This window comes from Nonlabens arenilitoris (assembly GCF_002954765.1).
Taxonomy (GTDB): Bacteria; Bacteroidota; Bacteroidia; order Flavobacteriales; family Flavobacteriaceae; genus Nonlabens; species Nonlabens arenilitoris.
This window is the reverse complement of the sequence record NZ_MTPW01000001.1, coordinates 2,175,981-2,189,407: the sequence shown is the minus strand read 5'-3', so window position 1 is coordinate 2,189,407 and position 13,427 is coordinate 2,175,981. Positions and strand designations below refer to the sequence as shown.

At 36.1% G+C, this 13,427-nt stretch carries 7 protein-coding genes; 5 read left to right on the top strand and 2 right to left on the bottom strand.

The window, feature by feature from the left end; translation table 11 throughout:
- Window position 1 precedes the first annotated feature (1 nt).
- A complete protein-coding gene (gene guaB / locus BST92_RS09585; protein WP_105071249.1) occupies window positions 2-1,477 on the bottom strand; it encodes an IMP dehydrogenase in 1,476 nt (491 codons plus the stop codon).
- Window positions 1,478-1,730: 253 nt separating this feature from the next.
- On the opposite strand from guaB, the gene BST92_RS09580 reads away from it, so the two are divergent.
- The 4 genes from BST92_RS09580 to BST92_RS09565 all read left to right on the top strand — a co-directional run bounded on the left by BST92_RS09580 (window position 1,731) and on the right by BST92_RS09565 (window position 7,996).
- Entirely contained in the window at window positions 1,731-2,936 is a 1,206-nt protein-coding gene (locus BST92_RS09580; RefSeq protein WP_105071248.1) for a DUF4856 domain-containing protein, read from the top strand.
- Window positions 2,937-3,014: 78 nt separating this feature from the next.
- Window positions 3,015-4,136: an imelysin family protein gene (locus BST92_RS09575; RefSeq protein ID WP_105071247.1), complete on the top strand. Its 1,122-nt coding sequence runs from the start codon at window positions 3,015-3,017 to the stop codon at window positions 4,134-4,136.
- Window positions 4,137-4,203: 67 nt separating this feature from the next.
- On the top strand, window positions 4,204-5,586 hold the full coding sequence (locus BST92_RS09570; RefSeq protein ID WP_105071246.1) for an HTTM domain-containing protein: 1,383 nt from the start codon (window positions 4,204-4,206) through the stop codon (window positions 5,584-5,586).
- Window positions 5,567-7,996: a TonB-dependent receptor domain-containing protein gene (locus BST92_RS09565; protein ID WP_105071245.1), complete on the top strand. Its 2,430-nt coding sequence runs from the start codon at window positions 5,567-5,569 to the stop codon at window positions 7,994-7,996. Before BST92_RS09570 ends, BST92_RS09565 begins: the two co-directional genes overlap by 20 nt.
- A 203-nt stretch (window positions 7,997-8,199) precedes the next feature.
- Here the strand turns inward: BST92_RS09565 and BST92_RS09560 are convergent, their stop codons facing one another.
- Window positions 8,200-8,997, bottom strand: a complete 798-nt coding sequence (locus tag BST92_RS09560) for a class I SAM-dependent methyltransferase (RefSeq protein ID WP_105071244.1) — start codon at window positions 8,995-8,997, stop codon at window positions 8,200-8,202.
- A 308-nt stretch (window positions 8,998-9,305) separates the two neighbouring features.
- Between BST92_RS09560 and BST92_RS09555 the strand changes: the two genes are divergently transcribed.
- A complete protein-coding gene (locus tag BST92_RS09555) occupies window positions 9,306-13,322 on the top strand; it encodes a fibronectin type III domain-containing protein (protein WP_105071243.1) in 4,017 nt (1,338 codons plus the stop codon).
- The last annotated feature ends 105 nt before the right edge of the window (window positions 13,323-13,427 follow it).

The following is a 13,427-nucleotide window of genomic DNA, read 5'->3' as shown; positions in this document are numbered from 1 at the left end:
ATTATTTACGACTATAATTAGGTGCCTCTTTTGTAATAGTAACGTCATGCGGATGACTTTCATGAACACCAGCTGCTGTGATTTTCACAAAGCGACCATTATTTTTAAGTGATTCTATATCACCAGCTCCACAATAACCCATTCCTGCACGCAAACCACCTATAAATTGCGTCATGCTTTCTACTAGATCACCTTTATATGGCACACGACCTACAATACCTTCTGGAACTAACTTTTTAATATCATCTTCAACATCTTGGAAATAACGATCTTTTGAACCATGTTGCATGGCCTCAACAGATCCCATACCACGATAAGATTTAAATTTACGCCCATCATATATTATGGTTTCTCCTGGAGACTCTGTAGTACCAGCTAGCATAGAGCCCAGCATCACACAATCTGCTCCAGCCGCTATTGCTTTAGGGATATCACCAGTATAACGTATTCCACCATCTGCGATTACAGGAACTCCAGTACCTTTTAACGCATGAGCAGCCTCCATAACAGCACTTAATTGTGGAAAACCTACACCAGCAACAACACGTGTTGTACATATAGATCCAGGACCTATACCTACCTTTACAGCATCTGCACCAGCATCTGCTAAATATTTTGCAGCTTCAGCAGTAGCAACGTTACCTACTACAACATCTAAATCTGGATAAGCTGCTTTTACTTTTTTAAGAACATCTACCACACCTTTAGTATGACCATGTGCGGTATCGATAACAACGGCATCTACTCCTGCATCTACTAAAGCACCAGCTCTATCAACAGCATCTCCTGTAACACCTATTGCAGCTGCCACTCTTAAACGGCCGTACTGATCTTTATTAGCATTAGGCTTTAAAGTTAGTTTAGTAATATCCCTAAAGGTTATAAGACCAACTAACTTGTCCTGATCATCTACTACTAATAATTTTTCTATTTTATATTCTTGTAATATAGCTTCAGCATCATGTAAGGATGTGCCTGCTTTTGCGGTGATTAAATTCTCTGATGTCATCACATCTGTAACAGAGCGACTATTATCTTTTTCAAACCTTAAATCTCTATTAGTAACGATTCCTTTTATAAAACCAGCTTCATCAACAATAGGTATTCCACCTATACTGTGTTCTCTCATACTAGCCTTAGCATCACCTATCGTGGCCTCTATGGTTAGAGTAACTGGATCGATAATCATACCGCTCTCAGCCCTTTTTACACGTCGTACTTTTTGAGCTTGAGCTTCTATAGACATGTTCTTATGCAAGATCCCTATTCCACCTTCTTGCGCCATAGCGATAGCCATACGGCTTTCTGTTACCGTATCCATAGCTGCACTAATTACAGGTGCATTAAGTGTAATATTTCTTGAAAATTTTGTTTTTATACTTACTTCTCGAGGGAGCACCTCACTATAAGCAGGTACAAGAAGTACATCGTCATAGGTTAAACCTTCACCTAGAAATTTAGAATCGTGGGAAATCATGCAATAGAATTTTATTGCATGCAAATATACGTTTTTTAATTAGTGAGTACTTAAATGAATATTACAATACTTAAATAGTCAATAACTTACTATTTAGAACCAGTATTAATAACAAAAAACAATCATTAAATCATTTTTTATCAGAAATATCGATAACAAATTCACAGCCTTATCTTTATTAAATCTAAATAAGGGCTTAAATTTGCAGCCGAAATTAGTTCAACTATTTATATCAAGTCTAAATAAAAGAAAAATGACTCTTAGAAAAATATCTTTAATCGCTACTGCTGTCCTAGCTATCTTTCTTACCACTTCATGTGATAATGATGATGACATGACTGCTAACAATGTAATTGCACCTGCAACTTATTCATTCACTAGAGGAACTGAAAGTACCGTTAGTTACTCTGGTCAGACCACACGCATAGCAATGGCAGAAGAAATTAAAACGGCTTTTAAAGAAACTACCACTACAGAAACGCAATTAGCTAACATGTTTGCTCATGTAGCAGGATCTAATGATTTTAGCGACGCAGACCTAAACGCATCTGATAAAAGTGTACGCAGTAAAGTTGCTGCCAGTGCTGACTATTTTTCTAGCAACGCTACAGATGCTGCTGCGATTAGAGCAGATTTTGATAACTATATATCATCCCAAGTAAATGACATATTCCCTGCATGGAACAACACTGCTAGTGCTGGTGTACCAGGACAGATTCAACAAGCTGGTGGCGGTACCATTAGATACGTTAATGCCAAAGGTCTAGAATATGATCAAGCATTTGCTAAAGGTCTTTTAGGAGCTTTAATGTCTGACCAGATTTTAAATAATTATTTGAGTACAACCGTACTTGACGAAAGCACAAACAGAGCAGATAATGATAATGATATATTAGTATCAGGTAAAAACTATACTAATATGGAGCACAAATGGGATGAAGCATTTGGATACTTATATGGAGCAGAACCAGATGCAACCGCGCCTGTTTTAGATCAAGACAGCTTTTTAAGTGAATATATCGATCGTGTAGAAAGTGATGCAGATTTTGCTGGTATAGCAAGTACAATCTATGATGCTTTTAAATTAGGACGTCAAGCAATTGTTGATAAAAATTATAGTGTAAGAGATGAGCAAGCGGCTATAATTAGAGAGAACATCTCATTAATTCCTGCTGTAAGAGCTGTGTTTTACTTACAAAACGGAAAAGACAACTTGACAACAGATCCTGCAAGAGCTTTTCATGGATTATCTGAAGCTTACGGATTTATCTATAGTCTTCAATTCACACGTAATCCTATTACTGATGCCCCTTATTTTAGTAAGACCGAAGTAGATAACTATTTAAATCAATTAATGACTGGAAATGGTTTCTGGGACGTTACTCCTGCTACTTTAGATCAAATATCAGATGATATCGCAGCAAGGTTTAATTTCACTACCACACAAGCTAGTAATTAAATTATCATTTATTTAATGTAGTTAATAGGACATACTCTCGACTACAACGGTACATTTGCAAACTTTTAAAAATTAATAATGAAGATCAAACAATTAGCTTTAGCCCTGTTTTCTGTAATACTGATCAGCTCATGTACTGAATCTAATGACGATTCTGCTAACGGTTCATCAGACAACTTTGACAGAAAATCGCTTTTAGAAAATGCAGCAGATAACATTATCATACCTGCTTTACAAGATTTGGATTCTGACTTAGTTGCTTTAAAAGCTTCAAAAGAAATTTTTATAGCGACGCCTAATCAGACTAATCTTGATAATTTAAGAACTGACTGGCTAGCAGCTTATAAAACATGGCAGTACGTTGAGATGTTTAACATTGGTAAGGCTGAAGAAATTCTATATAGTTTCCAGATGAATATCTATCCTACAAATACGACTGATATCCAAAACAACATAGCATCTGGAACCTATGACCTTACCAGTCCTAATAATAATGACGCTGTAGGCTTTCCTGCAATAGACTACTTACTATACGGTTTAGGTAATGACGACAGTGCTATAATAGACTTTTACACCACTGACAGCAACGCACTAGGATACAAAAATTACCTAAGTGATATTATTGATCAAATGCATATACTTACCACAACTGTATTAACTGACTGGACTAGTTCTTATAGAGATATATTTGTAAACAGCACTGCAAATACAGCTTCAAGCTCTGTAAACATGCTGATTAACGATTTCATTTTTTATTATGAAAAGGGATTGCGTGCAAATAAAGTAGGAATACCTGCAGGAGTTTTTTCAACAACACCACTTGCAGATAAAGTTGAAGGATTATACAGTAAAGTTTATTCTAAAGAACTTGCCCTAACTGCTCTACAAGCGGTTCAAGACTTCTTTAATGGTAGAGCTTATAATAACTCAACCAATGGTATAAGCTATGCAAGTTATGTGACTCTATTAAGAGATAACAGTGGAACTTCTGACCTTACAGCCTCTATAAATAGTCAGATAGAAGCCGCCAGAACTGAACTTAATCAACTGGATAATAATTTATTTGATCAGGTAAATAATAATAATGTTGCTATGTTAATGACTTATGATGAACTACAACGTGTCACCGTTATGTTAAAAGTAGACATGTTACAAACACTTAATATAAGTGTAGATTATGTCGATGCTGATGGTGATTAATCCCTATCAATACATTTTAAAAAAGGTTGTCCTCATAGAAAAATATGAGACAACCTTTTTTTAGGTTATGAAAAAAACGATACTGACATATCTAGATAAGAACACATCTGCTGCGCCATTAGCGGTTTTCCGCATTGGATTTGGAGTCATGATGTTTTATAGTATTATAAGATTTGCTGCACATGGATGGATCAATAGCCTTTACATAGAACCTCAATTTCATTTCTCATATTTTGGATTTGAATGGGCAAAACCTCTAGGCACATTCACTTATTTATTATTTACTATTTGCGGTTTAACCGCTTTTTTTATTGCCATAGGATTTAAATATAGGTTATCTATTATCCTGTTTTTCTTAAGCTTCACTTATATAGAGTTGATGGATAAAACTACTTATTTAAATCACTATTACTTTATTAGCCTACTTAGTTTTTTGATGATTTTTTTACCAGCAAACCGCTATTTTTCCCTAGACTATAATAAAACAAAAACTAACAATCTAACCACACCATCCATACCACAATGGAGTATTGATAGCATAAAACTACTATTAAGTATTGTCTATTTTTATGCTGGACTAGCAAAAATCAATAGCGACTGGCTCTTAAAAGCCATGCCTTTAAAAATATGGCTACCTTCAAAATACGACTTACCATTTCTGGGTAACATCATGCAACAAGAATGGGTACATTATGCATTTAGTTGGACTGGCATGATCTATGACTTGCTCATCCCTTTTCTATTACTTTATAAAAAAACAAGGCTTTGGGCATTCATAGCTGTGATTATATTTCATGTATTGACACGTGTATTGTTTCCTATAGGAATGTTTCCATTTATAATGATTGTAAGTGCCTTGGTATTTTTTGACAGTAAATTGCATGAAAATATAATAGCCTTTCTAAAAAAACAATTGAGCCCATTAAGCTTTTTATTAACTCCGCTTTCGCGAAAGCGTACTGGTCATACACCATATGAAATTAAATTTAAAAATATCATTATACCAGTATTAGTTATATTTTTCACATTCCAACTACTATTCCCATGGCGCTACCTTACCTATCCCGGTGAATTGTTCTGGACTGAAGAAGGTTATAGATTCTCGTGGCGAGTGATGTTAATGGAGAAAATGGGAAATGCACAATTCAAAATAGTCGACGCATCAGGACAGTCATTTTACATACAAAATGATGATTTTTTAACGTCTTTTCAAGAGAAACAAATGAGCTTTCAACCAGATTTTATTTTAGAATATGCTCATTTTTTAGGGGATCACTACAGCGCACAAGGTTATAAAAATGTACAAGTTTATGTAGACTGTTATGCCGCGTTAAATGGAAGGACCAGCCGCAGATTAATAGATCCTACAACAGATCTATACCAGATTAAAGATTCATTCCAGCACAAAGACTGGATATTACCACTAGAAGATGAAATTAAAGGATTATAGTATTTTACTATTAATGATACTGACCTGGTCTGTGTCATATGCACAAGCTTACCAAATTACGGGTACAGTTACTGATCGCATCACTGGTACAGCCATTGAAAATGTAGCCATCTATGATAAAAACGCTGGGCAACTAGCCATAACTGATCTAAATGGAAAGTATCGTTTTTCAACCACACAAAATCAGTTAACACTCATCTGGTTCAGTTATGAATATGTTGTGTATGAAGAATCTATAAATATTAATACAGACCTTGTAAAAGATGTACAATTACAGCAACTAGGTGAAGAGCTAACAGCAATTGAGTTAACGGTACGTAAAGAAAAAATATTTCAACTAGAACGTTTAAAAGATGTTGAAGGAACTTCTATATATGCTGGTAAAAAAACAGAAGTTGTCCTGATTGAAAATTCTACTGCAAACCTAGCGGCAAATAACGCGCGTCAAATATTTAATCAAGTAGCTGGCCTAAACATTTATCAAAATGATGATGCCGGTTTACAATTAAACATAGGCGGCCGTGGACTAGACCCTAATAGAACCGCAAACTTTAATACGAGACAAAATGGTTATGACATCAGTGCAGATGTGCTGGGTTATCCAGAGAGTTACTATGCTCCACCTGCAGAAGGTTTAAAGAGTATTCAAGTAATACGTGGTGCAGCATCCTTGCAATACGGCACACAATTCGGTGGTCTAGTAAATTTTGTTATGAAAGAACCTCATCCATCTAAATCTCTAGAGCTTATCACTAGAAACACTATAGGATCTAATGGGCTATACACTAACTTTACCAGCCTAAGCGGCACCAGTGGTAAATGGAGTTATTATACTTTTTTCAATTATAAAAAAGGCGATGGTTTTAGACCTAATTCTCAGTTTGAATCAAAAAATGTGTATGCTCACATCGGTTATCAATTTAGTGATCAGACTAAGGTAACAGGAGAGATCACATATCTTAATTACCTAGCACAGCAGGCTGGTGGTCTTAATGATCGACAATTTGAAGATGATCCTTTTCAAAGCAATAGAGAACGTAACTGGTTTGAAGTAGATTGGTTTTTATACAATCTTAAGTTCTCTCATGATTTTACTGAAGACACAAAATTCACATTTAACGCATTTGGACTGCAAGCACAACGTAATGCGTTAGGTTTCAGAACAAATCGTGTCGATCAAGTTGATCCAGGTAATGAAAGAGATTTAATAAAAGGAGATTTTAATAATTATGGAGCCGAAGCTCGATTATTAAGCCACTACAATCTTGCTGGAAAGAAAAATATTTTCTTAATCGGTTCTAAGTTTTATAAAGCAAACAACACAAGTACTCAAGGTCCTGGAAGCGATGGTAGCGATGCAGATTTCAACTTCAGATTTGATGAGTTTCCTAACTACTCAAATCAAAATGACTTTATTTATCCCAATTTAAATATTTCTCTATTTGGTGAAAACATCTTTTATGCAAACGATAAACTTTCTTTTACACCAGGCTTCAGACTAGAATATATAAAAACCGAAAGTGAAGGATTTACAAGAGAAATAAGAACGGACGCTGCAGGCAATGTCATCTTTAATGAAATAATTGACGAAAATAGATCTAATGAAAGGGCATTTGCCTTACTAGGATTAGGAACTAGTTATAAACCTACTGACGCTGTAGAATTTTATGGTAACATTTCACAAAACTATAGGTCAGTAACATTTACAGACATAAGCACCATAAATCCAGCTTTTGAGATTAACCCAAATATAGATGATGAGAAAGGTTTTACAGCAGATATAGGTGCACGTGGTAATATTAATAACTTCGTTTCTTATGACGCTAGTGCGTTTGCCTTATTTTATAATGACCGTATAGGTTTTACTCAGGTTGTATCCAATGATGGTCGTGTAAAAAGTCAACGTGGTAATGTAGGTGACGCAGTTATCTATGGTTTAGAAAGCCTGGTTGACCTCAACTTACAGAAATTATTCATTAAAAATCGAGATTATAAATTCAATCTATTTTTCAACACTTCTCTAGTAAGTTCAGAGTACACAAATTCTGATGCAAACGGTATTGAAGGTAATAAGGTAGAATTTATACCAGAAGTTAATTTTAAAACCGGAATTCAATTAGGATATAAAAATTTCTTATCCAGTATACAGTACTCTTACTTATCACAACAATTTACAGATGCAACAAATGCAACTGATGGAAATTTAAGTGGTGTGATAGGTGCCATACCTGCTTATGATGTGTTAGATTTCTCAACATCATATAAATACAATCGCTTTAAACTAGAAGCTGGAATTAATAACGTACTAGACAATTCCTATTTTACAAGAAGAGCAACCGGTTATCCAGGACCAGGAATTATCACCTCGCCTAACCGTAATTACTATGTAACTCTAGAGATTAAGATCTAAGAAAATAATCTTTAAAAATATTATATTCTTAAAAACTACTAGCCTCAATTATAGATACTGGAATATTCTTACTAATAGTTAGCTTATTTTCATTTTTTTCTATTGTATCTAGAAAAGTATTTTACTAAATTGCTAACGTTTTGTAAAGTTAATTCAAAATGCTTTCCCCTAAAATGCCCTAATTCATAAGTAGGGCATTTTTTTTATGCCTTTCTAGCTCTTACTTCAAAGATTATAGGATACAATCCATCTTCTAGATAATACAATCCATCATCCTGCAACTTCATGTTTGGAAAAACATTATAGGGACTTCCATCATGCTCAGTAAGCAAATCTATATCAAGTCCAGCATTTAAGAGTGACTGTACTACTTCACTCAGGCTGTGATTCCAGCCATACTCCTTACTAATTATTTTAGATGTATTATTTGCATAAGTACCTTCATATTCATCATATATGGCTTCTTCTCTCGCATAGTGATATTTCATAACCGGCGGTGTCACATTGTAATCATACATCCAGGCGATAGGATGAAAATCTGCTATATAGAAAATTCCGCCTGATTTTAAGCGTTCACTTATCATCTGTGCCCATGGCTTTAGATCTGGCAACCAGCCTATAGTACCATAACTGGTAAAGATGATATCAAATTTATCTTCAACATAATCTGATGTTTCAAGCACATTACAGCACACAAATTGCGCAGGTATATCTAGCTCTTTACTCAATTTACGAGCTAGTTTTATAGCCTCATCACTTATATCTACTCCTGTAACTTCAGCGCCTTTATGTGCCCAGCTCAAGGTATCCTGACCAAAATGACATTGTAAATGCAGCAACTTTTTACCTTTTACATCACCTAGTGCCGTTAATTCATAAGTATTAAGAGAATTCTTCGCTTTCGCGAAAGCGTCCTTATCATAGAACTCACTCTCAAAATGTACAGCTGTCTTTTTATTCCAAGTTTCTTTATTTATTTCAAAAGCTTTTTCAAGATCCATGACGCACTATTTAATTGATGTAAAACAATAATAGATAATATCTTATCGCGAAACAGTGAACTAGTATATGAAGAGCAAATAAAATCGGTTAACCGCGCTTTTAATCGGATAAAACAACAATTAGTTCAGTTCAACTGTAAAATTCTATCAACAATTCACTTAACAAATCAACATACTGAAAACCAAACATTTACACATTGATTAGGAATTAAGTATCTGTAACGAGTAAGAATAAAATTACCTATATCTTAAATTTTTAACATATAAATTGATTAACTATATGTCATTAACCTTAAAACAATCAAAGAATGAGAATTACTACTAAACGCTTACTTTGTTCTTTCATCGGTCTAATAGGACTTCTGTCAGTCGCTCAGACAGAAAAAGAACGCGAGACGATAACCAGTAGAATGGATCTGGTTAAACTTCAGCAACTTGAGACCAGATTCCAACTAGAGTCTGTTCAAGAAAAACAGGAAGCTATGAGCTATGCCATAGCCAACAACATCGCTGTTAGAAAAATATTAGATGATGGTACATTAGTGGAAATACAAAGAATTGTAAATGGCACTCCTATCTATTATTCAACCCTAAATGTAGATGCCGCAACATCTACACGCACTAATTATTTACATAGCAATGGTGGACTAGGACTAAACATAGAAGGTCAAAACATGACCGGTTACATTTGGGATGGTGGACTGGCTCGTGCATCACATCAAGAGTATGATGGTCCTGGTGGCACTAATCGTTTTTCTATAGGTGACAGCTCAACCACACTTAATTACCATGCTGCACACGTCACGGGAACTGTAATAGCTTATGGAGCTCAACCAGCCGCTAAAGGTATGGCTCCACGTGCTAGCGCTGTAGGCCACGACTGGAATAATGATAAAGCCGAAGCAACATCGCAAGCCTCAAATGGTATGTTACTTTCTAACCATTCTTATGGTTATGCGACCAGAGATCAATTTGGTAATCCACAACTGCCTTCTTACTTCTTTGGTGGTTATATTGATGAGTCTAGAGATTGGGACATTATCATGTATAATGCTCCATATTACTTAATGGTAGTTGCCGCTGGAAATGATGGTAATGATAACAGTGCAAATGGTGCTCCACTAGACGGAAATGCTAGTTATGATAAATTAACTGGTCATGCCGTTTCAAAAAATAACCTAGTTGTCGCAAATGCAAATGATGCTAATATCAATTCAAATGGTACGTTGAACAGCGTTTCAATCAATAGTAGTTCTAGTGAAGGTCCCACAGACGATTTACGTATAAAACCAGACATCACAGGTAATGGTACAAGTGTTTATTCTACTTATGAAAGTAGTAATACAGCCTATAATTCAATTACAGGAACATCGATGGCATCACCTAATGTGATGGGATCTTTATTACTATTACAACAATATCACAACAGCCTTAACGGCTCGTACATGAGAGCAGCAACCTTAAAAGGTATAGCACTACACACAGCAGATGATGCTGGAAGCAGTGGTCCTGACGCCATCTATGGTTGGGGACTTATGAATACTAAAAAAGCAGCCGAAACTTTAATGACAGAAGGAACTAATTCTATCGTTTCAGAACTGACACTAAGCTCGGGACAATCTTATACTATAGATGTAAATGCTAGTGGACTTGAAGACCTTAAAGCTTCTATTTCATGGACAGATGTTGCCGGTACAGCAACCACCACTGCAAATAGTAATACCGCGCGACTGGTAAATGATTTAGACATTAGAGTTACTAAGTCTGGAACGACATTTAATCCATGGAGACTTACTGGTATCACCTCTAACGGCAAAGGAGACAATAGTCGTGATCCCTATGAACGTGTTGATATAAACAATCCATCTGGTACATACACGATAACCATAACACATAAAGGAAGTTTAAGTAGCGGTAGTCAAAATTATTCTTTAATCGTGACTGGAATTGCCGCTCAAGCTCAACCATGTGTTGCCTCTACTCCATCCGGCATCAATGTAAATGGCTCAAGTAGTTCTGACGCATCTATAGGCTGGAATGCTGTGGCAAGTGCTACGTATCAGGTACGCTTTCGCGAAAGCGGAACCACAACATGGACTAACCTTGCCACAAACACGCCTAGTATAACTATCAATGGATTAACTGCGACGACATCTTACCAGGCTCAAGTACGCAGTGTTTGTGACGACGGAAGTGTTAGCGCATACAGTTCTAGCATCACATTCTCAACAACCAGCGTACAATACTGTGCCTCAAATGGTAATAGCGTTGCAGACGAGTTTATAGGTCGTGTACAATTTAATACGATTGATCAAAGTAGCGTTGCTGGTGCTGGTGGTTATACAAACTATACTAATGTATCTACTAATCTTTCTAAAGGAACTGATTACACCTTAACCGTAACACCTACTTGGACAGGTACTGTGTATGCTGAAGGTTATGCAGCCTGGATAGATTTTAATCAGGATGGTGATTTTAACGATAGTGGTGAAACCGTCTGGACAGCAGCTGCATCGCAAAACACGCCTGCTAGTGGTTCTATTTCTATACCTAACAGTGCATTAAGTGGTGCCACTAGAATGAGAATTTCTATGCAATACAATGCAATACCTGCATCTTGTGGTAGTTTTAATTATGGCGAGGTAGAAGATTATACGGTGATTATAAGCAATAGCACTGTTGATACTACAGCACCTAGCGCTCCTTCATCATTGACTAGTAGTAACCTTACTGAATCTACGGTAGATTTAAACTGGACCGCATCAACTGATAATATAGGCGTTATTGCTTATGAAGTTAGACGTGGCACTACTGTATTGACAACCACGGCAAACACTAGTATACAAATTACAGGATTAGTAATAGGTACTAGCTATAGCTTTAATATAAGAGCTGTAGACGCAGCAGGTAATATCTCTAGCGCCTCTAATAGTATAAGTGTCACACCAACTGATCAAACAGCACCATCAGTTCCGGCTGGGTTAAGTGTTACTTCAATAACTCAAAATACCGCTACCATTTCATGGAGTGCGTCTAGTGACAACATAGGAGTAACTAGTTATGACCTTTATATAGATGGTTCTCTATTAAATAATGTGACTGGAACTACAGCAAGCTTAACCGGTTTGAGCGCTGGAACATCTTATAGCGTTGCAGTAAGAGCAAAAGACGCTGCCGGTAACAACAGCTCACTAAGTAGTGCTGTTAATTTTACCACTGAAGCTACCTCAACACCTGGTTGTGTAAATGCTATTTCTTTACCGTATAATGAAGGATATGAAACAGGTTTAGGCGGTTGGTCTCAGGGAACTGGAGATGATTTTGACTGGACTAGAAGATCAGGTAGTACACCATCAAGTAATACAGGTCCTAGTTCGGCTTCTCAAGGCTCGTTTTATATGTATGTTGAGGCATCTGCTCCTAACAACACTTCAAAAACCACCTATTTTAATTCGCCATGTTTTGACTTAACCACTTTAAATTCTGCAACTATGAGTTTTAAATATCATATGTATGGCATTGCCAGTATGGGAAGTTTAACGTTGCAGGCAAGTATTGATAATGGCTCTAGCTGGTCTGCGTTATGGTCTCGAGCAGGCAATCAAGGAAACGCTTGGTTAACGGCCAGTATAGACTTAAGTCCTTACACTGGAAATGACGTTCAATTAAGATTTGTAGGAACTACAACTAATCAATGGCAAGGTGATATAGCCATAGACGATATAGCTTTAAGTTCAAATGCCACAAGTACCACAGCAAACCTTTCCATAACCTTTGACCGTTATGCTTCAGAAACAAGTTGGTCTTTAGCAAATGGCAATGGTACAACTATAGCCTCTGGTAGTGGATATGATGGACAGGCAGAAGGTTCAAGCATCAATATTCCGTTATCATTACCAGCAGATTGCTATGTATTAACTTTTAATGATTCATATGGAGACGGAATGTGTTGTTCTTATGGGAATGGAAGCTATAGCTTGACCGCAGATGGAACAACACTTGCTGCTGGTGGATCTTTTACCACTACAGAGGTTACTAACTTTTGTGTAGGTGGCGCTATTGCTAATAGCTTCCTAAGCAGCGTTACGGCCGTAAGTACACCGTTTATAACAATATATCCAAATCCAGTACGTAATGGCTACTTAAACATTGCGGCACCTAGATTAGAGTCTATAGACTATAGCATAATTAATTTGCAAGGACAATATATTTCTAGTGGTAAAACAAAACAAAAAGTCGATGTATCAGACTTACCTACAGGAATTTATATGATTCAAATTAAGACTTATAAAGAAACTATAATCAAAAGATTTATAGTTGAATAATGGATTAAAATTTAATTAACCCTTAAAATGGTCTCTTTATTAGAGACCATTTTTTTATTCTGTATTTAATAATGTTTAACTTTTAAGTTGAAATATTAAACGTAA